Below are 21,458 nucleotides of genomic sequence, written 5' to 3'. Positions count from 1 at the left end.
TTATTAAAAGATAAAATATGAGGAAAAAATTATAAGGATGTTCATAAAGTTAAAATTATTATTATTACTTATACTATTAATATCATGCAATAATTATAAAGTTACAGATCCATTTTCTTTAGATGAATCATATGGCAGCAGTAATATCCCTGTTTCTAATATACCGGAAAATGTAGACTCAAAATATTTTATAAAATCAGATTATAAAGAAGATAAAATAGAATCAATAATGCAGGAATATTTTAACGAATATAATTGCTATATAATCTTTTTAAAAGACACTAAAGACAATATAGATAACAATAATATAATAAGCACCATCAATACAATCATTAAAAAAGATAAATATCTTAAAGGTGTTTCTCTTGATTTAAGCAGAACAGATATGACAAAATTAGCAGATAATTCATTTACTGATAATAAAAATTTAATTCATGTCAAATTACCTAATACTATAACAACTATAGGTGTAAGTGCATTTTCAGGTTGTTTAGTTTTAAAAACAATTAATTTTCCTGCTTCTATAACAGAAATTTCACAAGAGGCATTCAAAAGCTGCAGATCTTTATATTTGGCAGACATTTCAAAAACAAAAATGACAATAATAAATAATGGAATATTTAATGACTGTGCTAGTTTAATTACTATTATGCTTCCTGAAACTATAATAGACGGTATAAATTCAAAGGCATTCTATGACTGTGCATCATTAAAAACAATTAATATCCCATCAAAAACAAAAATAATTGGAGATGCTGTATTCTATAACTGTAAATCATTGGAATCTATAAGATTAAATGCTAGTATAACAGGAATGGGAGATAGAGTTTTTTCAGGATGCGTTGCTTTAAAAAATATAGAATATGCAGGAAATAAATCTTCAGATATAACATCCGTAGGAATAGATATATTTGATGCTCAATTAACCGCAAAAAATTTATATCTACCAAATGTAGCATCAGATGACGGAAGCTGGAATAATTTCTTGGGATATGACTGGAAAAATAAAGGCAGCATCATTTTTGGCAAATCTATGCCTAATTAAAAAAGGAAAATATATAAATGAAAAATATAGTTGTATTATTAATATTAATGATAATAATGTGCTCATGCAAATATAAAATAATATCTCCATTTGATGGATTTAGTGATGGAATTTATGATAATAATTCAAACAAAAATCTTTATATAATTGATGCTAATGCCACAGAAGAAGAGATTAAAGATGCTTTACAAAAAAATAGAGATATCACAGGAAAAAATATTATTGCTGTTGAAGGATATATTGGGACAAATTCTAAAATTTTTGATAATATAAAAAATGCTCTTAAAAATGAAACTAATATTGTATTAGATTTATCTAAAGCTGTTATGGAAAGTAATTATATTTACACATTAGAAAATTCTTTATTTGTAACAACAGTTTATTTTGCATCATCTCAAAAAATAATAGCAAATTTTTTTAAAGGCTGTACATCTTTAGTGAGTGTTCAATTACCTTCTCTCTTATTAATTATTGATAATACAAGTTTTGAAAACTGCAATTCTTTAAAAAATATAGAATATTTAGGAACTTCTCCGAATGCAATAGCAGGCACGCCATTTTCCGGAACTGTAAAACCTTCTGATTTATACCTTCCAAATGTAGCAAAAGACCCTGGAGACGGCAGCTGGAAAAAATTTTTAGGGGCTGATTGGATCAATATACATTATGGTATCCCTATGCCAAAATAATTAACATATTTTAACTTGATTATATACTTTTTGTATACTATAATTTATATATAAAAATTATTATTTTTTATTATTGCTTATTTTTACTAATAAAAAATTATATGTTGATGATTTTATTAACTTTTAAAATCAATAAACAAAAAGCTGATAACAGATAAATAAAGCTGTAAGCTATTTTTAATAGAGTTTATTGCCAGCAACAATAAGAAATTATTAATTTTTTGTTAAAATTTATTAAAAATAAATATTGAGAGAGGTGTATACATGGAACAAGAAGTAAAAGCTAGAATTGATTCTTGGCTTAATGGTTCTTATGATGAAGAAACCAAAAAAGAGATTAAGGCATTATTAGATGCTGGTAATGAAAAAGAATTAATAGATGCCTTCTACAGAGATTTAGAATTCGGTACTGGCGGACTTAGAGGTATAATGGGAGTTGGTACTAACAGAATGAATAAGTATACTGTTGGTGTTGCTACTCAAGGTTTAGCTAACTATATATTAAAACAGGGCGGAAGTAATTACAAAGTTGCTATAGGTTATGATTCAAGAAATAATTCTGATGTATTTTCAAAAGCTGCTGCTGAAATACTGTCTTCAAATGGAATAAGCGTTTATTTATATGATGATATTCATCCTATTTCACTTCTTTCTTATGCAGTTAGAAGTTTAGGATGTATTGCTGGTATAGTTGTTACTGCAAGCCATAACCCTAAAGAATATAATGGTTATAAAGTTTATTGGACTGATGGTGCTCAAGTTATTCCTCCTCATGATAAAAATATAATTGATGAAGTATTAAAAGTAAAACCTGAAGAAGTAAAAATGGGAGACTCTTCAAAAGTTACTATCATAGGAAAAGATATCGAAGATAAATATATGAATGATTTAATGGGATATTTAGTTAATCCTGATATCATAAAAAAACATCATGATATAAAAATAGTTTATACTCCTATTCATGGTTCCGGATATAAAATGGTTCCTATGGCTTTAAGAAAGGCAGGATTCACTAATTTAACAACTATGGAAGGGGCTCAGCCGCCTAATGGAAACTTCCCTACTGTTGAATCACCTAACCCAGAAAACCCTGAGGCATTAAAAATTGCTGTTGATAAAGCTAAAGAAATAGGTGCTGAACTTGTTATGGGTACTGACCCTGACTGCGACAGAATGGGATGTGCTTTGCTTACTAAAGATGGTTCTTATATGTACCTTACTGGAAACCAAATCGGTTCTATTATGGCTTATTATCTCATTACAAATAAAAAGAATGTTAAAAATCCATTTATAGTAAAAACTATAGTTACTACTGAACTTGCAAGAGCTATTGCTGATGCTAATAATGTTAAGATTTATGATGTTCTTACAGGATTCAAATGGATTGCTGATGTTATAGAAAGAGATAAAGAAGGAACATATTTATTCGGATTTGAAGAAAGTTTCGGATATTGTATCAACTCCAATGTACGCGATAAAGACGGGGTTAGTTCTTGTTTAATGCTTGCTGAAGTACTTGCTTATTGTAAAGATAATAACATGACATTAGCTGATTATTTAGAAAGCATTTATGAAAAATATGGATACTTCTATGAAGAAACTATTTCCATAACTAAAAAAGGTGCTGATGGTGCTAAAGCTATAGCTGATTTAATGACTTATTACAGAAACAATTTACCTAAAGAAATTTCTGGTGTAAAAGTTGAAAGCATAAGCGATTATGAGAAAAAAGAAGTTTATGATAATACTGGTAAAAAAATAAAAGACATTACTTTACCTAAATCTAATGTTCTTCAGTACATACTTGAAGATAAAACTAAGATTACTATCAGACCTTCTGGTACTGAGCCAAAAATCAAATTCTATTTTGAAGTTTGCGTAAAAGAAAGCAAAGACAAGAGACTTGCAGTTGCTAAAGATAAAGTAGCTAATTTCAAAAAGTTTATTAAAGAATAATTTATATTAATAAAACAATTACAAAAAAGCCTCATTATTTTTTAATGGGGCTTTTTTATATTTTTAGATTTATTATAACTCCCCTCCCATTTTAGTTTACAATTCTCATTTATTATTATTATATTATTTTCTTTATTAGATTTTACTGTTATTATAACACCCACCCTAGATTTATTTAAATTTATAATTACTTTAACGCACGCAGAGTAAAATTATGAATATAGCTTAATTAATAATTCTAATTTTAATCATATATAAAATTCAGCTAACCGTGCGTGGAGCAATTTTTTTAAATTTAATAAGCACTTGGGGGGGGGCTATAATTTCTAAAGACACAATAAATATAATCAAAATAAAAATTTATAAATAAAACAATAAAATATAAAGGGCGGGGTGTATAAATAAAATTACATAATATAATAACTACTTTTTTAAATAATCTTTCCATTCTTTTGGAAATCCTATATGAACAAAATCTATATAATTTTCATATTCATCAACAAGATTAATAAAATTTGGAAGCATATCATAATCCCATTTATCTTTAAAAGGATACAATTCCTTAACTGCTAAAATAGCTCCCCATAATTTCCTTTCTGAATTATTATTTAAATGATTCATTTCTTTTGGAATAGATGAAAAAATTCTATAATAAAGTCTCCCATAATGAGCACAAATATTTCTTAAGTCCGTACAACAACGAAGCCAACTTTCTAATTTTTTAGCAGTAATGTTATACATATCTTTTGCTAATATTTTCTGATCCTCTAATTTTAAATTGGCAAAAAAAGTTGATAACATACCAAAAGTAAATATTTCTGTTGCTACCCATATTGGAAAATTACTATTATATTTAGATATATGATGTTTAACAAATAATACCTTTTGATTATTTTTTATTTCTCTTTTAAAATTATTTATAAATTTTTTATGATAGTTTATCTTTTTATTTATATGCTTTTGATTTGAATTTGTATTATAAAAATTTTTTTCGTCTAAATATCCTAATGCTCCGTATTTATGAGCATGATAATATGCTATTTTAGCACGAATAAAAATTTCTATCTCTTCTAAAACATTGAACAATATAGTATGTAATTTTCTATCAAACTCATAAATATTAAAAACTTTTTCAAATGAAGTACCATCAATATAAATATCATTACTTTGTTTGAATGGCAAAAAATAAGCACTAAAACGATAATAATTTACTGATTCAAGTATAGATATACATTTTTTATCATCATTAATAATACAGCCTCTATCTTTCAATTTTTGAAGCTGTTCTTCATATTTATAAGGACGTTTTATATCCATAAAATAACCAAAAATAAAAAATGTCCCCCATGGTCCACGCCATAAAATGACGTGCTGGGGGTCCTGTTAATATAATCATATATTATATGATGTTTTTGTCAACATTGAAACAAAACATTTTATTATAAAATAAATTACTATAGTATAATTTTTTTATTTGTATAAAAATACTAAAATATATAAAAAATCATTCATCTTTAACGATTCTTGATTTTAGATAATTAGCTTTTAATATAAACGCTTCATTTTCTTTATAAAAAGCCTCTCTTGAATTTTCATCTCTCAATAAAGAACGCATTTCATCTTTTGCCTTACGCATTATCTCTTTGTCTTTTATGATGTTACCAAGTTTGAAATCTGGTATTCCGCTTTGCCTATCTCCTAAAAACTCCCCAGCCCCTCTTAGTTCCAAGTCTTTTTCTGATATCTTAAATCCGTCAGTAGTTTCGCATATTATGTTAATTCTTTCTTTTATGATGTCATTAAGCTCACTATGTAGTATTAAATAGCAGTAGCCTAATTTATCTCCTCTGCCTACCCTACCCCTAAGCTGATGAAGCTGTGATAAACCAAAACGTTCTGCACCTTCTATAAGTATTGTTGTAGCATTAGGATTGTCAATACCAACTTCTATAACAGTTGTAGAAAATAGTACTTTTATTTCACCTGAAGAAAATCTATTCATTATATATTCTTTCTCTTCATCTTTCATTTTTCCATGTATTACTTCTATTTGAATGTCTGAAAAGTAAGTTTCTTTTGCTCTTTGGAATTCACTTGAAAGAGTGATAAAGCTGGAATCATTATTTTCTATGAGAGGAAAAACTACATAACCCTGCTCACCTTTAGCTATTCTGCTTTTTAAAAATTTATAGCAATGATCCCTTTCATAAAGCTCTTTATACTTTGTAAGAACACCCTTTCTGCTGCTAGGCATACTCTTTATAATAGATAAATCCAATTCCCCAAATAATGTTAATGCTAAAGACTGAGGAATCGGGGTTGCTGTCATAAGTAAAAAATCAACATTCTCGCCTTTAGAAAGAAGTTTGTTTCTTTGAGCTGCCCCAAATCTTTGCTGTTCATCTACTATAGCATAAGAAAGATTTTTAAATACTACTTCATCATAAATAATAGAATGTGTACCAACTAATATATGACTTTTTCCTTCTCTTAATCTTTTTAATAAATATCCTCTTTCGTTTTGATTAACTGAAGAAGTGAGTATATCTATTTTTATAGTATCTTCTAAACCGGCTGCTTTAATAAGTTTTTTGAAAGTATTATAATGCTGTAAAGCCAATATCTCAGTAGGGGCTAAAAATGCAGTTTGAAATCCTGATTCAGTAGGTATTAACGCTGTCAAAAAAGCCACTATAGTCTTTCCTGCCCCAACATCTCCCTGCAGTAACCTGAACATCTGCTTATTAGAAAATAAATCATTTTTTATCTCTTCAATAGCATTTAATTGATCCGAAGTAAGCTCAAATGATAAACTTGATTTTACATTATCTAGTAAATTTGCAGAATTATATCTCTCTTCTTTTATAAGTATATTAGGTCTTCTCTCACTTAAATGTATATACTGAAAAGTTAAAAACTCTTCAAATATTAAACTCTCTCTAGCCTCAGCTAAAGCTTCAAAAGAAGTAGGAAAATGCATCTCCATAATAGAAGGTACAAAACTTTTAAGTCTATATTTCTTTTTAATGACGCTTGGGATATCATATTTCATATTCTTTTCAAAGCCTACAAGCTCATCTACGATTAAAGTTCTAAGCTTTTTTTGTGAAAGTCCTTCTGTAAGCGGATATATAGGTACAATCTTTCCATAGGATAAGGCATTAGAAGAAGGTTTTTCAAATTCAGTCATTCTGCATTGAAGTTTACCCCTACCGCTTCTTATAAATTTGCCTGTTAAATATAATTTAGCTCCTTTAGATACTCCAGCAGGCAATCTTCCGCCATAAATAGGCACTTCGCATATAGCAATACCATCTGTAACTATAACTAACGGCTTGTTTTTATATTGAAAAGTAAAACTTGATACCTCTATAACTTCTACATATACAACAGAAGTTTTATCTTTATTTTCCAATGCTTCATGAAGTTTTAAAGTTTTTCTTCTGTCATCATAAGTTCTTGGAAAAAAAGCTATTAAATCATATAAAGTAATTATACCCTTTTTAGCAAGTATTTCCGCGTATTTAGGACCTACACCTTTTGAATATTTTATACTTTTAGTAAATATATCTTTACTATAATCGTTATTAAGCAAATTTATTCCCTATAATCTTCTTCAGTTTCTTCGTCATAATCGTCTTCATCATCTACTATTTCATATTCAGCTTCTTCAGCTTCCTCATCTAATTCTCCATATTTCCAAATTTTATACTGATTTAGATCAGTAGAGAAACATTTTATACATAATCCTATAATAAAAGCATCATCTAATAATCCAATAAAAGGAAATAAATCAGGAAGAACATCTAAAGGAAATATCAAATATATTAATGCTCCTGCTATTGCAGATAAACTTTTCCATGGAATATCCTTATAATTGCCATTAATATAATCTCCTATCATATCAACCATCAACTGAATCTTATCTAAAAATCTAGAAAGATGCCTTGATGAAGATAAATTTAATATATCTTTTGATTTATCAATAATAGATGTTAATTTTTCAAATGTAGTTTCTAATGAAATTTTTTCCCATAATTCTTTTGATTTTTCTTTTATTCCCATAAACTACTCTCTTTAAAACTTTTAATACTATTATAACATATAAACAGAAAATATGAATAACTTGATACTTCCATTTTTTTATTCAAAATATTGCATAAATAATAAATTATGTTATACTTAATAAGCAAGTTTTATCAGGAGAAGGAATAATGGATAAAGAACAAATAAAAGGTGTAATTATAGAAAATAATCCATCTATTTTAACTAAATACAAAAATGCTTTCAATAACATATTTGATATAAGCACTTTTAATGATACCAGTTCTTCTTTAGGTTATATCATAGAAAATAACTTAAATATATATTTTTATATAATAAGATATACTGAAAATGAAAAAGATAGTATTAATTTATTTGTAGAAAAAGTAAAAAAAATTAATCCGCAAATAAAATTAGTTATGACAGATGTACCAGACGATTTTGATGAAACTGCATATCCATATGCTTTAATATTCCATAGAAATACAGATGTAAGTGTAATAGTACAATCTATACAAAATGAAGTTTCAAAAATATTAGATGATGGAAATAAAAAAAGAAGACAATATTCAAGAGTAAACTGGCCGTTAAATGTTATTATAGCATATAAAGATAAAATCAGAGGTACTATAGATAGAAATATCCTTTCTATAAGCGGAAATGGAGCTTATATATCATCTGATACTAATATTCCTGATAAAGGAGATATGTTAGGTCTAACAATATCATTCAAAGATTTCAAATTATTTACTGAAGCTAAAGTGGTTTGGATAAATAATGAGAATCAGAAACCTGATTTACCTAAAGGTTTTGCCGTACAATTTATTGATATAGGTATGGCATCACAAAAAATTATTGACCAAATTATTAGAGATAAGCTATTACAGGAATTATTAGTAGAATTAAAAGATGAAAACTTCTCCTAATGAAAATAATATTAAAGAAGCAAAAAATTTAATAAGAGAATCCTTTAAACTCATTAGAAATAATTTAGATCCTGACTTCATTAAGGATAAAAGTGCTGTAATTTTTAAAAAATTTAAAAATATAGTAAATATTAATAAATTTCATTCTATATCTGTATATGTAGATTTTAATAATGAAGTCCCTACTTATGAAATAATAAATTATGCTTTAAAAAATAATATCAAAGTATCTGTACCTTTTCTTATAGATAATCATAATATGAAATTAAAATATATTAATGATTATGATAAAGATATTAACAGAAACACAAAATTCGGATGCGGTGAACCATTTGAGCATTGTAAAGACTGTAATATAAATGAAATATCTATGTTCATTATTCCGGCATTAGCTTTTGATGAGAAATGCAATAGGCTCGGATTTGGAAGAGGATATTACGACAACATATTAAAAAGAAATAAAAATGCCTTGAGAATAGGCTTAGCTTATGACTATCAAATACTCCCTTCAATACCAAAAGATAATAATGATGAAATATTAGATATTATAATAAGCGAAAGCAAAGTAATAACTGCTACTTTTTAATATTAAATCTAATTTTTTAGTTTTAACTATCAGCAGAAGCAGTTTCTTCCTCTTCTTCATCTGTAGTAAATAGTTTTTCTAGGTCTAAAACAACTAATAATTTATCTTCTAATTTACCTACACCTTTAATATATTTCTGACCTATACCTGAAAGCATTGGAGGAGGAGGCTGAATATCAGAATTAGAAATTGATACTACCTTAGAAATAGAGTCAATGATTATTCCCATATCAACATCTTCTATTTTTACTATGATAATACCAGTATTTTTATCGCCTTCTGTTTCTTCTAAATTGAATCTCTTTTTTAAGTCGATTATAGGTATAATATTACCGCGCAAATTTATTACGCCTTCAACGAAATCTGGGGCATTAGGAATGAGAGTAATCTTTTCCATTTTGATTATCTCTTTAGCCTGCATGATGTCTATAGCATACTCACCGCTGCCTAATCTAAAAGTAACAAGGTTTGTACTATCTTCGAGGTCAACTCTATTTTCGGTACTTTCAATAGGTTGTTGCTCTGTCTGCTCTGCCATTTATTATGCCTCCATATTATTTACAGTTGTTCTATTATCGGAAATAATTTCTTATTTTTTATATATACAAAAATATTTGCAAATAAAAATTGCAAAACGGATTTTATAACTGCTATAATTTTATGATATTTTTTGTTAAAAGTCAATCTATATATAAATTTTATTAATATATTAATACTATAAAAAAATACATTCTTCCTGATTATAAATAATAAAAATTACTTATAAATATTGACATCATAATAAAAATATGTTATATATTGTTGTAATATTAATCGTTACAATGTTTTTAGAATATATGGAGTATACTCATGAATATAAAAAAAATAAATACATTTTGGAAGCTTTTTCCTCTATTATTTATACTTATAACTGTTTTAATATTTACTGTAAAATATGGAGTACCTATAGAATTCTTACTTACAATAGGAACCTTAATTGCCTGTATAATAGCATATTTTGCAGGTTATAAATGGAAAGATATGGAAGAGGCTTTCATAAAAAAGATAGTAGATACTTGGCTTGGAGTTCTAATATTTATATTAATAGGTATAGTAGTTGGTTCCTGGGTATATTCTGGTACTGTACCTATGCTTATATACTATGGAATTAAATTAATTCACCCTTCATTTATACCTTTAATGGCTTTTGTTATAACATCTTTTCTATCTATATTTACAGGTACTTCTTGGGGCTCTGCTTCTACTGCTGGTGTGGCTTTTATAGGAATAGCACAGGCTACAAATACACCTCTTCCATTGGTTGCCGGTGCTGTTATAAGCGGTGCATATCTTGGCGATAAAAACTCTCCTATATCGGATACTACTGTTTTGGCCGCTCTTGGTGCTGGAACTACTTTACAAAATCATATAAAAACTATGCTTGTAAACACTATACCATCTGCAATATTAGCAGCTATTGTTTTTACTGTATTAGGTTTCAATGCATCTCCTATTAATTCGGATATACTAAATTTAAAAGAGGCAAGCGAGATATTAACTTCATTAGAAAATATATACAATTTCAATATATTTTTACTTATTCCTCCAATATTCGTACTTATTGCAAGTGTAAAAGGTGTTAATCCTGTAATAACTATGTTCATTGGAAGTTTAATTGCAATAATATTAGGAGCAATATTTCAAAACTTTGGATTTATTAATGCTATGAAATCATTTGTAACAGGTTTTAATATTTCTATGTCGCCTACAGTTAATCCTGAAAGCATACCACAAAACCTTCATACTTTATTAAACAGAGGCGGAATGATAAGTACAATGCCTAGCGTATTATTTTTGATACTTGCTCTTACTTACGGAGCTATGCTTCAATTAATAGGTACTTTAAATACTTTGATAGAATTATTGGTAAAAATAGTCAGAGGTGCCAGAAGTTTAATATTTGTAACTTGGTTTACAACATTCACTATAAATTCAGCATTAAGCAGTTTACAATTTACTTTTTTAACTTTAGGAGATGTATTAAAAACCGTATATGACAAATACAATGTTAATAGAGGCGTACTTTCAAGAACTATGGAAGAAGGTGGAACTCTTACAGAGGTTTTACTGCCTTGGACTGTTACAGGAGTTTATATGACTTCTATACTTGGAGTGCATACTTTACAGTACATGCCTTATTCATTTTTTAATTTAATTAGTATAGGGATTTCATTTATTTATATGCTTACTTTACCTAAGTTTGCTGTACAAATCAATAAGAATAATTAGAAAATTAAAATTTATTACTTATTAAGTTAATTAACTTTGATTTACTAATAAAAAATATAATTATATAATCAATGTATATTTTTTTAATACCATAACAATATATTGTTATTTAAATCTAGATATCAGCCACATTATAAAAGATAATAATACACTGATTATAATACAGCTGACCAAAGGAAATGAAAAAGTAAAATTCTCTTTTTTTATCATTATATCGCCAGGAAGTTTTCCAAAAGGAATTTTCATATTAAATAAAAATAGTATGCCAATGATTATTGATATTATACCAATAACTATAAAAAGTTTAGCAATTTGAATATTCATTTATTATTCAGCCATTTTCTTATACATTTTTTCTATATCTTTATCATGACCTGCAATGATAAGTATATCGCCTTCAACCATAGGCACATCAGGATCAGGAGTACAATCCACAATAACTTTTTTCTCTCCCAATATTCCGACAGTTTCTTTCTTTATGGCAACAACATTTATTTTGTATTTCTTTCTCAAATCAAGTTCTTTTAAATTTTTACCGGCAAGCCCGCCATGAACAGGAAATTCTACTATAGAGTGATATTCAGTAAGATCATAAAGCAGAAGCGTATCACCTACTTCAAGCTGTTCTGCAATATGCACCCCCATAGACTCTTCAGGGCTTACCAAATGTGTTATTCCTATCATACTTAATATGGCTCTATGCTTTTCATTAGAGTATCTTGCTATAATATTTTTTACATTAAGCTCTTTTAAAAGTAATGCTGTTAATATGCTTGTCATCATATCTTCACCTATTGTAAGTATAACAGCATCGAATTTATTAATCTCAATAGCTTCCAATGCCTCTTTTTGAGTAGAGTCCAAACGCATAGCTTGAGTTACATTATTTTTTATAGCTTCTATTTCGTTTATATCATTATCTATAGCAAACACTTCTATAGAAGGTTTTGTCATAAGTCTGTTAATTAATGCCTTGCCTAAAGTACCTACTCCTATAACAGCATATTGAAGCATATCAATCCCCTAATTACTTTTATTTAATATTTTTATATTATAGAACAATATTAAAATTTGTCAAAAACATTATTAATTAAATTATAATAAAATATAATAGTATTTATTTATGAATAATATTAAATCTATTAAATATATTAAATCTATTAAATATATTTAATAGATTTAATAGATATTTCTATACATTTTATACAAACAAAACAATATTTCTTTACTCAAAATAAACAAAAATAAAAAAAATTTTAAAATAACCTAATTTTATAAATTTTTTTTACAATAATTTTGCATTATTGTTATATTTAAAAACAAAAATTGAAAGGATTAAAAAAATATGAAAAAGATAATATTAATTATAAGTATTTTATCCGTATTTGCAGTAGCATGCGGTAACAAGGCAACAGGTCCTGCCTCAGGAGATAAACCATTGACAACTAATGTACCAAGTGATGACAAAACAGTAAGAGAAGGTACTCCATTGGCTAACTGGAATGGAGTAAGCAAATCTACAACAGCAAATTATTCTGTTTCTGCTAATAATGCTGTAAATAATCTAGCTTCTGGAGGAGACTATAATTTATTAGAAAGATTATATTCTACTACTTGGTATCAATCAGAGTCAGATTATGATGATGGAAGATTAGAAACAGAAGAAGAATTTGTATTCTTCAATGAAAATTCTGAAATGGTAAAAAGAGAATATGAAAATGGAAGAATTGATGGAAGAGATGAATATTCTTCATTAAAACATATCTCAGATATTGTTATTCCTAATGCTCAGGCTAATAAAGATAAAAATGCATGTATAGTTCAAAATACTGAAAGAGATGATTATGATTTTGATACAGAATATGAAGGCTACTATTTAGTTGATAGAGATACTCTATATATAGTTGACGGAGATACTATAGAAAGAGTAAAAACAAAATTAAATGATTTAATATCTGGAAATACTCAAAAATACAGGGAAGATAAATTTGTATTATCAACTAGAGCATTAAATTAATGCTGATAATAAATACAAAAAAGAGGGGCTTTTAAGCCTCTCTTTTTATTTTTAAATCTTAAATAAAAAAATCAATCATCATCTTCATTAGCTTGATAATTTAATTTTACCAAATAATCTATTTTATCAACAACTTTAGTAAAAGGCTTTTCTACACTTATTAAAGCTCTCTCAACATCATGTCCATCTTCATCTTCAATATATATATCGTAATAAAGTTCTTTGTGATCATATTCATTTTCAAAAGTAAGTCTTATAAAGATAAAATTGTTAATATTAATCCTATCCATTTTAGGCTCATACTCTAAACGCTTAATTTCAGTGTTTAGTAATTCTTTTCCTAAATTCTCAACTATAATCTTGTAAATAGATTCAAGCTCTTTTCTTATATAATGAACATTGTTATCAAACATTATAAAACTCCAATAAATATATAAATTTTTACAATATAATAAATATATCAAAATAAAATAATTTGTCAAAGTATTTTTATTAATATTTATCCAATATAGAGGCTACTTCCTCATCTCCCAATTCTCTTGCTATATTTGCCAAATCTTTAGCTTTCTTCTTAGCAAGATTAGGATTGGCATTGTTTTCAAGCAATATTAAAGCTGCATCAAAATTACCATTTTCAATAGCATAAGAAAGAGCTGTTTCACCATCTTTATCTACCATATTTACATCAGCTCCATTCTCAAGTAAAATGCTGATAGCCTCTATAGATATTTCTCTTCCAGCAAAAGATATTAAAGGTGTTACTCCAGCAAAATTAGGTTTATTAATATTAACTGTCTTAGATAATATTTTTACTGTTTCAACATCATTTGCCACTAATAGAGGTGTTATTCCTTCATCAGACACAGCATTAATATTAGCGCCATTATCAACTAAAAATGCAGCCACATCAGAATTAGAATTATCAGCAGCAAAGAATAAAGGACTCCATCCATAATTATTAACAGCATTAACATCTGCTTTAGCCATTACTAAAAGCTCAACAACATTGAAATTACTATCATATATTCCAATACCCTGTCTAGACCATATATCTGTAGCATATAAAAGGGCTGTATAATTTCTTTTGTTTTTCATATTAACATCAGCATTACTTTGTATAAGTGCATTTACCAAATCAGCATATCCATAATACGAAGCTATCATTAATGCCGTAGTACCCTCGTCAAAAGTTACACTGAGATCATATTCTGTATCTTCAGTATTTACTATATTTGTAGTTTCTGTTAAAGTGCTATTTATATTGCCTGAACTAATGAGATTTTTTATTATATCTATACAAGGGCTTTCTTCATATTCTGCTATAGCATCTTCTATAGATAAATCCTGAACTATATTTCCGCCTTCCATAGATGTTTCATCATTTTGAATATTTTCATCAACATTAATATCAGACTTTTGAGAGCAAGACAATAGTATCAATAATAAAAATGTACATAAAATAAATCTCATAATATCCCCCAATAATTAGTTACATATTGAACTATTATTTATATATTACCATATATTATTAATTATATCAATTATCATAATTTTATATTAAGTGATTTTTATATTTATTCCAATAACCTTTATAAACTCTTTTACTATCATCATCTAAATTTAATTGATACATTTTAAATACAACTTTTATATTTTTAGGCTGCCATAATTCCTCATAACTGTATTGATAATGCATCCCAATTTTTTTCATAACTTCACCGCTTGCAATATTATTTATATCATGCGTGGCTGTTATATATTTTATATTATTTATTTTCAATTCTTCTATAACTCTTTTTGAAGCCTCTGTAATTATTCCAATATTCCAATATTCTTTTTTTAGTCCATACCCAAAATCATTATTATCATTATTATTTAAAAAATGCACATAACCTATAGGTATATTATCTTCTTTTAAACATACTGCATATCTGTAAAAATTATGATTATCATTTGTATCTAAATAAAATTTTTGTAAATATATTTTAGTTTCTTCTAAACTTTTAAAAGGAAACCATGGAAGATATTTATTAACTTCTTCATCAGATAATATACTAAATAAAGCTTCGGCATCATCTATATTAAATTTTCTTATTATAAGTCTTTGTGTATTTAACATATTTTCACCAAATCATAAAAATAGTAAATTCATTTTATCATAAATTATTTTTTATATATACTAGTTTTATAACTTAATTACATATGCCCACCCTATAGCCTTTCTATCATATCTGGTATTTCTATATTATTTTTCTTCTTCGCATTTTACAGTAATTTTTGCTGCCCACCCAATTTTTTAAAAAATTATAGTATATTCACCGCACGCAGAATAAAGCTAAAAAATATAGCTTTATTTTTAATTCAAATTTCATTATATTAAAAATTTTGCTCACCGTGCGTTATATATATTTTAAATTTAAACAAAGCTTGGGCGGGCGTTAAAATTTCTAATTAAACTGTAAAGATAATGAAAATAAAAAATAAAAATAAAGTCATAAGTAATAAAGGGTTGGGAATGAAAATAAAATTTTTAATATTATATATATAAAAAAGCCTACAAAAATATTTGTAAGCTTTTTATAATATAAGATTTAATTATTTATTTAATTTACCCAATAATTTCTCTGCTATAGCACGTCCTGTAGGAGTATTTGCAAGTCCTCCTAAAGAAGTTTCTTTGAATCTCTCATCCATTCCGTCGCCAACTTCTTTCATAGCAGATACAACCTCATCAGCTGGTATAACACTTCTAAAACCAGCACAAGCCATCTCTGCAGAAACCATAGCATGAACAGCAGACATAACATTTTTACCCATACAAGGCACTTCAACGAATCCAGCAATAGGATCACATATAAGTCCAAGCATAGCAGATATAGTAAGAGCAAAAGCATCAGCACATTGCTGAGGAGTACCACCCATAATTTCAGCACAAGCACTAGCAGCCATACCCGCAGCAGAACCGCATTCAGCCATACATCCGCCTTCAGCACCTGCAAATGTTGCTATCTGTGCTATAATATCAGCTAATCCGGCAGCTGTAAACATTGATTTTACTATATCTTCTCTTTTATATCCCCTACTCTCACATACAGTAAGTACTGCAGGCATTACTCCGCAGCTTCCGGCAGTAGGAGCAGCTATTATTTTACCCATACATGCATTATAACCGCTTACAGCCATAGCTGCAGTTACAACCTCGCCTATTGTCTCACCTAATATACTTTTCTTGGATTTATAAAATTTCTCAACTATATCAACGCATTCATTTTGCAAACCTGTTACAAAATTGAATTTATCTTTCTTCCCATTTTCAACTGCTTCTTTCATTATATCATAATAAGAAGCCATATTATTAATAACAGTCTGCCTATCTATATTTTGAGATTGAGCTTCTATATCTATTACTATATCACTTATTTTCACTTTTTTTTCAGCAGCTAAAGCCACTAATGATTCTATAGATTTTATGTCCATAATATTTTTATACTCCATATAATATTTAATATAACTTATCTAAAAATACAAAGTCTCTTATATTTTCTATTTTTCTTATTTTATCCTCTATATCTTTTGATATAACATCAGTCATACCAATAACAATAATAGCATATCCCCTATTTGGACCTTCAAATTGAGGAGTTACATTCATATTCTCAATATTTATTCCATTTTCAAATATAATAGAAGTAACTTTAGCTATAATACCTGGAACATCTCTATTAACTATAGCAATAGTAGGGAAATCTCCTTTATAATGCACTTCTATGCCATTAACTTTATCCAAAACTATTAATCCTCCCCCTATAGAAGAAGCTAGTATATCAATCTCATTAGTTTCACCTTTAGCTTCAATATATACAGTATTAGGGTGAAATGCTTCTCTCAATTTTGTAGGAATGAACTCATATTTAAGATTAGCCTTCTCAGCAAAACTGTAGCTATCTCTAAGTCTAGGATCATCAGTTTCAAATCCTAAAAGTCCTGCTAAAATAGCTTTATCAGTTCCATGACCTTTCCAAGTTAAAGCAAAAGAACCATGAAGATATATTTTTGCTTCTTTTACATCTTCACCTAAAATCTTCTTAGCAAGTTTTCCAATACGGCAAGCACCAGCTGTATGGGAGCTTGAAGGACCTATCATTACAGGACCTATTATATCAAATAATCCAGCCATAAAATTACCTCCATTTTATAATTATAATTTAACATAATAAATAAATTTTGAATATAGTTTTTTTTTATTTTTTATTTATAAAAAATAAAAAAATACAAATATTGTTAAAAAGCACAATTAATCTATAAATAATTACTACTAATAAAAATATTTTAATATAAAATAATAGACCTATATCAATGAAATATCGTACTCTAATAAATAAAGATTTAAAAAATAGAAATAAATTTAAATAAAAAATAAAGAGCAGTGATTAAAACATATCACTGCTCTTTATTTTAACATAAAAATATATATAAATTAATTTAATTTCTTAGGTATTCTAACATTCTTTAAAGCTTCTAATCTTCTAACTATAGCTTTTTGAACATCAAAATTACTAGGTTCAATATTATCGAAATCATATTTAATAGCAAGCATCAAAGTTTCTTTTTCTTTTACATAATTACGCATTCTTCTATATATTAAAGACATTCTGAAAAGAGATAATTTTTGTCTGTATCCATTAATATAAGCTTGTCTATAATAATCTACAGCAGAAGTACCTCTATTTCTGTTTCCATAATGTTCTGCCAATTTAAAATAGATTCTTCCTTTCTCATAGTTTTTATATGTATTTTCAGCCATATTAATAATCTCTTTTTCCATAGCAGCATAATTATTTTCATCTATTAATTTCTCGTATATATATAAAAGACTGAAATATGCATCTAATTTATATGCCGGTATAGTAAGATTAGTGGATAAACTTATAGCTTTTTTATATTCTTCTATAGCTAAACGATAAGATGCTGCTCCGCCCTGTTCTGCAGGATTTCCAGCCTCTTTTTCATATATTAAACCCAAAAAATAATGAGCATCAGCATTATCAGGATAATACATTAAAGTTTTATTCATTATGTACAGAGCATAAGGAATATCGCCTTTATTTATTGCTCTTTTGGCTTCTCCTATATATACCCAAGCAGGCTCTAATTTACCGTCGAATAAGGATTTGTAGGCATTTGTATCAATCTCTATAGTCCTAACGGTATCTGCAGTTCTATTAGGTGTATTAAGGGATTGTCCCTGAGCATATATTGATAAACAAGTCAATACGAATATACTAAATATAAAAAATATACGTTTCATAAGCTAAATCAAAAATAAAGTTTTATTGTCTAAAGTATCGGTATAATAAATTTTTACATTATATTATTTTTTTATTTCTTTATATAATCTACTATCTTTAAGCGTATTCATATTTAATATATCATTATAAAAATATATAGTAACTTTCTTTATATCATTATTTTTATTAAAATAATAAAAAACTCTATTTAACCAAATATTAAATAGAGTTTCATTTATTCTAAATTATTTATTTACCAAGATATTTATTTACTATCTCATCATCTTCTAAAGCAGTTAATATCTCAACGCCGTCTTCTTTAACAGCTACAGTATGTTCATAATGTGCTGATAATGAACCGTCTCTTGTTATGATAGTCCAATCATCATCTTCTATTAAAATGGCATGATGTCCCATATTAACCATAGGTTCTATAGCTATAACCATATTAGTTTTCAGTATAGGACCTGCCCCCTCTTTTCCCCTATTAGGTACAGCAGGTTCTTCATGCAAATTTGCCCCTACTCCATGACCTTGAAACTCTCTTACAAGAGAATATCCGGCATCTTCAGCAGTTTTCTGAATGGCATGAGAAACATCACCCAAATGAACACCATCTTTTATTTTTTTTACACCATTAAAAAATGACTGCATAGTAACTTCAACCAATCTTGAAGCTTCTTCTGATACATTTCCTACTTTAAAAGTGAATGCTCTGTCTGAATGATAGCCTTTATAATATACACCTATATCTAAACCTATTATATCACCATCCTTCAAAATTTTCTTTTTGCTTGGTATTCCATGTATTACTTCATTATTTATGGATGAACATATAGAACCAGGAAAAGGAGGATTACCATAGCCTTTAAATGAAGGTTTGGCATTATGTTTTCTTATATAATCATAAACAAATTTATCTATTTCTTTAGTAGAGATTCCTGGCTGAACTATTTTTTCAACTTCTTTAAATACATTAGCCAATATATGTCCGCTTTCACGCATTAAATTGATTTCAGCTTGTGTTTTTATTTTTATAGCCATTTATAAATTCACCTTAATTAAAAAATACTATTATTTGAATTGTTATTATCTGCGTTATAACTATTATAAGTATTCTCACTTGAAGCACTATTATCAGAAGTATTATTATCTGATATCTCATCTTCTATTTTTATACCAGTGAAAGATTCCTGAACTACTTTTGTAATATCTTTTTTCTGTCCGCCTGTAATAGTCATTTCACCTTGTATAACAGCACCTTCTCCAACATCTATTTTAGGTGCTTCAATATTTCCTAAAACTCTGCCTGTTTCTATTAATATAACTTCTTTCTGAGCATCAATATTACCAATCAAAGTACCTGCTATTGTAATACTTTCTGTTATTATAGTACTTGTCTTTACTTTACCATTAGGACCTATGATCAAATGTCCGTCTATCTTTAATTCTCCTTCAAATTTCCCATCTATTTGAAAAGAACCTTTTACAATAAAAGTACCTTTAAAAGACGAACCATCTCCTATAACGCTATTTATCATGTCTTTTCTTGCCATAAATTTAATCTCCTAAAGTTGCATTTTATAAGTATAGTTATAAAAAGTCAATATTATATACTAGCCTATTCTAATTATAACATAATTTTATTTTTTAGGTATACAAAAAAGTATTGTTTCTCCTCCCCAAGGAGAGAATGTTCTTAGATAATATTCATAATTTTCTGTTATTTTCTTTATAAATATTGGGACTTTATAAAAATCTTCCATAAAAAGCTCACCTCCATGATATACAGCAACTGCAATTGAAGGACGGAATTTTTTAATAGTGTTTACAGCACCTTCAAATATATGCATCTCTGCCCCTTCAACATCCATTTTCAAGTAATCTATTCTTTCTATGTTATCATTTTCTACAAATTCATCTATAGTAATAGCATCCATCTTTACTGTAGGAGTATCAGGAGTCATAGATACAAAATCAATAGTTTCTTTTTTATTAGAAAATAGAACATTTTTTAATATTACATTATTTAATTTGTATTTTTCTTTCATAAATTTTAATGTTTCATAGGCATTTTTATCCGGCTCAAAAGCATAGATTTTGGCATTATCATTACATTTCTTAGAAAAGAAATAAGCTGTATCACCTTTCCAAGCACCTACATCAAATATTACACTATCATTATTAACTTCAAAAATATTTTTTATATTATATTGCTCGAGTCCGAATATATAGAAAAGCAAAAAATTTTCTATTTCTTTAGGATATTTGTACTTTTGTAAAGCAAATAAAAATCTTTTTAATCCCCATGAAAATATATTAATAGAGCCATACTTTATACTCAATTTTATCTTTTCTTTAGAATTAGTATAAGCATCTTTATTAAAAGCAAGCATATACCTGTATCTTACTATTTTTTCAAATAAATCTTTTGAATAAGACTCTTCAAGCATATTATAAAATACATCAAAACTATTATTATTTTCTTCTTTCATAGCTTTGATAAAATTATCATTATTTTCTATTTTTTCTATTTCTTCTTTAGATAAGTTTTTACTAACTATAGTTCTGCATTCATTAAATATTTTATTTATTTTTTCCATAATTATTGATAATAAAAATTGTTCGCTAATTATGTC

22 protein-coding genes are annotated in these 21,458 nt (G+C 27.2%); 7 read left to right on the top strand and 15 right to left on the bottom strand.

Annotated elements, in window-relative coordinates; all coding sequences use genetic code 11:
• Positions 1 to 37 precede the first annotated feature (37 nt).
• The 3 genes from BHYOB78_RS02440 (at position 38) to BHYOB78_RS02430 (ending at position 3,690) form a co-directional block, all read left to right on the top strand.
• Positions 38 to 1,045: a leucine-rich repeat domain-containing protein gene (locus BHYOB78_RS02440; RefSeq protein WP_020064297.1), complete on the top strand. Its 1,008-nt coding sequence runs from the start codon at positions 38 to 40 to the stop codon at positions 1,043 to 1,045.
• Between the two features lie 17 nt (positions 1,046 to 1,062).
• Positions 1,063 to 1,734 (top strand): leucine-rich repeat protein, encoded by a 672-nt coding sequence (locus BHYOB78_RS02435; RefSeq protein ID WP_012671774.1) that lies wholly within the window; start codon positions 1,063 to 1,065, stop codon positions 1,732 to 1,734.
• Between the two features lie 264 nt (positions 1,735 to 1,998).
• A complete protein-coding gene (locus tag BHYOB78_RS02430; RefSeq protein ID WP_012671773.1) occupies positions 1,999 to 3,690 on the top strand; it encodes a phospho-sugar mutase in 1,692 nt (563 codons plus the stop codon).
• Positions 3,691 to 4,113: 423 nt separating this feature from the next.
• Here BHYOB78_RS02430 and BHYOB78_RS02425 read toward each other — a convergent pair whose 3' ends face one another.
• From BHYOB78_RS02425 to BHYOB78_RS02415, 3 genes are all read right to left on the bottom strand, one after another.
• Entirely contained in the window at positions 4,114 to 5,007 is an 894-nt protein-coding gene (locus BHYOB78_RS02425) for an Abi family protein (RefSeq protein ID WP_020064298.1), read from the bottom strand.
• Between the two features lie 187 nt (positions 5,008 to 5,194).
• On the bottom strand, positions 5,195 to 7,285 hold the full coding sequence (locus BHYOB78_RS02420; RefSeq protein ID WP_020064299.1) for an ATP-dependent DNA helicase RecG: 2,091 nt from the start codon (positions 7,283 to 7,285) through the stop codon (positions 5,195 to 5,197).
• 2 nt (positions 7,286 to 7,287) lie between these two features.
• Positions 7,288 to 7,755: a YkvA family protein gene (locus BHYOB78_RS02415; RefSeq protein WP_012671770.1), complete on the bottom strand. Its 468-nt coding sequence runs from the start codon at positions 7,753 to 7,755 to the stop codon at positions 7,288 to 7,290.
• Positions 7,756 to 7,904: 149 nt separating this feature from the next.
• Here BHYOB78_RS02415 and BHYOB78_RS02410 point away from each other — a divergent pair, with 149 nt between their 5' ends.
• Both BHYOB78_RS02410 and BHYOB78_RS02405 read left to right on the top strand, forming a co-directional pair.
• Positions 7,905 to 8,660, top strand: a complete 756-nt coding sequence (locus tag BHYOB78_RS02410; RefSeq protein WP_012671769.1) for a PilZ domain-containing protein — start codon at positions 7,905 to 7,907, stop codon at positions 8,658 to 8,660.
• Complete coding sequence (locus tag BHYOB78_RS02405) at positions 8,644 to 9,246, top strand: 5-formyltetrahydrofolate cyclo-ligase (RefSeq protein WP_020064300.1); 603 nt, start codon at positions 8,644 to 8,646, stop codon at positions 9,244 to 9,246. The genes BHYOB78_RS02410 and BHYOB78_RS02405 overlap by 17 nt, the downstream gene beginning before the upstream one ends.
• Positions 9,247 to 9,268: 22 nt before the next feature.
• Here BHYOB78_RS02405 and BHYOB78_RS02400 read toward each other — a convergent pair whose 3' ends face one another.
• Positions 9,269 to 9,784 carry a chemotaxis protein CheW gene (locus BHYOB78_RS02400; protein WP_020064301.1) on the bottom strand — a complete coding sequence of 172 codons (516 nt, stop codon included), beginning with the start codon at positions 9,782 to 9,784 and terminating at the stop codon, positions 9,269 to 9,271.
• A 311-nt stretch (positions 9,785 to 10,095) separates the two neighbouring features.
• Between BHYOB78_RS02400 and nhaC the strand changes: the two genes are divergently transcribed.
• The gene (nhaC, locus tag BHYOB78_RS02395; RefSeq protein ID WP_020064302.1) at positions 10,096 to 11,514 is read left to right on the top strand and encodes a Na+/H+ antiporter NhaC; all 1,419 of its coding nucleotides are present in this window, start codon (positions 10,096 to 10,098) and stop codon (positions 11,512 to 11,514) included.
• A gap of 105 nt (positions 11,515 to 11,619) precedes the next feature.
• Here nhaC and BHYOB78_RS02390 read toward each other — a convergent pair whose 3' ends face one another.
• Together BHYOB78_RS02390 and BHYOB78_RS02385 are read right to left on the bottom strand one after the other, a co-directional pair.
• Complete coding sequence (locus BHYOB78_RS02390) at positions 11,620 to 11,838, bottom strand: DUF2905 domain-containing protein (protein WP_020064303.1); 219 nt, start codon at positions 11,836 to 11,838, stop codon at positions 11,620 to 11,622.
• Positions 11,839 to 11,841: 3 nt separating this feature from the next.
• Positions 11,842 to 12,528 carry a potassium channel family protein gene (locus BHYOB78_RS02385; RefSeq protein ID WP_012671762.1) on the bottom strand — a complete coding sequence of 229 codons (687 nt, stop codon included), beginning with the start codon at positions 12,526 to 12,528 and terminating at the stop codon, positions 11,842 to 11,844.
• 331 nt (positions 12,529 to 12,859) lie between these two features.
• Here BHYOB78_RS02385 and BHYOB78_RS02380 point away from each other — a divergent pair, with 331 nt between their 5' ends.
• On the top strand, positions 12,860 to 13,531 hold the full coding sequence (locus BHYOB78_RS02380) for a hypothetical protein (protein ID WP_020064304.1): 672 nt from the start codon (positions 12,860 to 12,862) through the stop codon (positions 13,529 to 13,531).
• Between the two features lie 71 nt (positions 13,532 to 13,602).
• On the opposite strand, the gene BHYOB78_RS02375 is transcribed toward BHYOB78_RS02380, so the two are convergent.
• The 9 genes from BHYOB78_RS02375 to BHYOB78_RS02335 form a co-directional block, all read right to left on the bottom strand.
• Complete coding sequence (locus BHYOB78_RS02375) at positions 13,603 to 13,944, bottom strand: hypothetical protein (protein ID WP_012671760.1); 342 nt, start codon at positions 13,942 to 13,944, stop codon at positions 13,603 to 13,605.
• Positions 13,945 to 14,023: 79 nt separating this feature from the next.
• Complete coding sequence (locus BHYOB78_RS02370) at positions 14,024 to 15,001, bottom strand: ankyrin repeat domain-containing protein (protein WP_020064305.1); 978 nt, start codon at positions 14,999 to 15,001, stop codon at positions 14,024 to 14,026.
• A gap of 82 nt (positions 15,002 to 15,083) precedes the next feature.
• Positions 15,084 to 15,650 carry a GNAT family N-acetyltransferase gene (locus tag BHYOB78_RS02365; RefSeq protein ID WP_020064306.1) on the bottom strand — a complete coding sequence of 189 codons (567 nt, stop codon included), beginning with the start codon at positions 15,648 to 15,650 and terminating at the stop codon, positions 15,084 to 15,086.
• Positions 15,651 to 16,126: 476 nt separating this feature from the next.
• The gene (sdaAA, locus tag BHYOB78_RS02360; protein ID WP_020064307.1) at positions 16,127 to 17,008 is read right to left on the bottom strand and encodes an L-serine ammonia-lyase, iron-sulfur-dependent, subunit alpha; all 882 of its coding nucleotides are present in this window, start codon (positions 17,006 to 17,008) and stop codon (positions 16,127 to 16,129) included.
• A 25-nt stretch (positions 17,009 to 17,033) separates the two neighbouring features.
• Positions 17,034 to 17,708 carry an L-serine ammonia-lyase, iron-sulfur-dependent subunit beta gene (gene sdaAB / locus BHYOB78_RS02355; protein WP_012671756.1) on the bottom strand — a complete coding sequence of 225 codons (675 nt, stop codon included), beginning with the start codon at positions 17,706 to 17,708 and terminating at the stop codon, positions 17,034 to 17,036.
• 300 nt (positions 17,709 to 18,008) lie between these two features.
• Positions 18,009 to 18,839: a tetratricopeptide repeat protein gene (locus tag BHYOB78_RS02350; protein WP_012671755.1), complete on the bottom strand. Its 831-nt coding sequence runs from the start codon at positions 18,837 to 18,839 to the stop codon at positions 18,009 to 18,011.
• A gap of 229 nt (positions 18,840 to 19,068) precedes the next feature.
• The gene (gene map / locus BHYOB78_RS02345) at positions 19,069 to 19,863 is read right to left on the bottom strand and encodes a type I methionyl aminopeptidase (RefSeq protein ID WP_012671754.1); all 795 of its coding nucleotides are present in this window, start codon (positions 19,861 to 19,863) and stop codon (positions 19,069 to 19,071) included.
• 17 nt (positions 19,864 to 19,880) lie between these two features.
• Complete coding sequence (locus tag BHYOB78_RS02340) at positions 19,881 to 20,375, bottom strand: bactofilin family protein (protein ID WP_012671753.1); 495 nt, start codon at positions 20,373 to 20,375, stop codon at positions 19,881 to 19,883.
• 87 nt (positions 20,376 to 20,462) lie between these two features.
• Positions 20,463 to 21,422, bottom strand: coding sequence for an FkbM family methyltransferase (locus BHYOB78_RS02335; protein WP_020064308.1), 960 nt, complete (start codon positions 21,420 to 21,422; stop codon positions 20,463 to 20,465).
• Positions 21,423 to 21,458: the final 36 nt, after the last annotated feature.

Source organism: Brachyspira hyodysenteriae ATCC 27164 (genome assembly GCF_001676785.2).
In the GTDB taxonomy this organism is placed as follows: Bacteria; Spirochaetota; Brachyspiria; order Brachyspirales; family Brachyspiraceae; genus Brachyspira; species Brachyspira hyodysenteriae.
The sequence above is the reverse complement of the archived record's forward strand: the minus strand, read 5'-3'. Positions and strand labels throughout refer to the sequence as shown.

What these genes read in the sequence shown, in the direction of transcription:
- BHYOB78_RS02400 (WP_020064301.1), bottom strand. Translation starts at nt 9,784, where the DNA reads ATGGCAGAGCAGACAGAGCAACAACCTATTGAAAGTACCGAAAATAGA.
- BHYOB78_RS02435 (WP_012671774.1), top strand. Translation starts at nt 1,063, where the DNA reads ATGAAAAATATAGTTGTATTATTAATATTAATGATAATAATGTGCTCA.
- BHYOB78_RS02430 (WP_012671773.1), top strand. Translation starts at nt 1,999, where the DNA reads ATGGAACAAGAAGTAAAAGCTAGAATTGATTCTTGGCTTAATGGTTCT.
- BHYOB78_RS02335 (WP_020064308.1), bottom strand. Translation starts at nt 21,422, where the DNA reads ATGGAAAAAATAAATAAAATATTTAATGAATGCAGAACTATAGTTAGT.
- BHYOB78_RS02385 (WP_012671762.1), bottom strand. Translation starts at nt 12,528, where the DNA reads ATGCTTCAATATGCTGTTATAGGAGTAGGTACTTTAGGCAAGGCATTA.
- BHYOB78_RS02440 (WP_020064297.1), top strand. Translation starts at nt 38, where the DNA reads ATGTTCATAAAGTTAAAATTATTATTATTACTTATACTATTAATATCA.
- BHYOB78_RS02390 (WP_020064303.1), bottom strand. Translation starts at nt 11,838, where the DNA reads ATGAATATTCAAATTGCTAAACTTTTTATAGTTATTGGTATAATATCA.
- BHYOB78_RS02405 (WP_020064300.1), top strand. Translation starts at nt 8,644, where the DNA reads ATGAAAACTTCTCCTAATGAAAATAATATTAAAGAAGCAAAAAATTTA.
- BHYOB78_RS02415 (WP_012671770.1), bottom strand. Translation starts at nt 7,755, where the DNA reads ATGGGAATAAAAGAAAAATCAAAAGAATTATGGGAAAAAATTTCATTA.
- BHYOB78_RS02340 (WP_012671753.1), bottom strand. Translation starts at nt 20,375, where the DNA reads ATGGCAAGAAAAGACATGATAAATAGCGTTATAGGAGATGGTTCGTCT.
- sdaAB (WP_012671756.1), bottom strand. Translation starts at nt 17,708, where the DNA reads ATGGCTGGATTATTTGATATAATAGGTCCTGTAATGATAGGTCCTTCA.
- map (WP_012671754.1), bottom strand. Translation starts at nt 19,863, where the DNA reads ATGGCTATAAAAATAAAAACACAAGCTGAAATCAATTTAATGCGTGAA.
- nhaC (WP_020064302.1), top strand. Translation starts at nt 10,096, where the DNA reads ATGAATATAAAAAAAATAAATACATTTTGGAAGCTTTTTCCTCTATTA.
- BHYOB78_RS02380 (WP_020064304.1), top strand. Translation starts at nt 12,860, where the DNA reads ATGAAAAAGATAATATTAATTATAAGTATTTTATCCGTATTTGCAGTA.
- sdaAA (WP_020064307.1), bottom strand. Translation starts at nt 17,008, where the DNA reads ATGGACATAAAATCTATAGAATCATTAGTGGCTTTAGCTGCTGAAAAA.
- BHYOB78_RS02350 (WP_012671755.1), bottom strand. Translation starts at nt 18,839, where the DNA reads ATGAAACGTATATTTTTTATATTTAGTATATTCGTATTGACTTGTTTA.
- BHYOB78_RS02410 (WP_012671769.1), top strand. Translation starts at nt 7,905, where the DNA reads ATGGATAAAGAACAAATAAAAGGTGTAATTATAGAAAATAATCCATCT.
- BHYOB78_RS02365 (WP_020064306.1), bottom strand. Translation starts at nt 15,650, where the DNA reads ATGTTAAATACACAAAGACTTATAATAAGAAAATTTAATATAGATGAT.
- BHYOB78_RS02370 (WP_020064305.1), bottom strand. Translation starts at nt 15,001, where the DNA reads ATGAGATTTATTTTATGTACATTTTTATTATTGATACTATTGTCTTGC.
- BHYOB78_RS02375 (WP_012671760.1), bottom strand. Translation starts at nt 13,944, where the DNA reads ATGTTTGATAACAATGTTCATTATATAAGAAAAGAGCTTGAATCTATT.
- BHYOB78_RS02425 (WP_020064298.1), bottom strand. Translation starts at nt 5,007, where the DNA reads ATGGATATAAAACGTCCTTATAAATATGAAGAACAGCTTCAAAAATTG.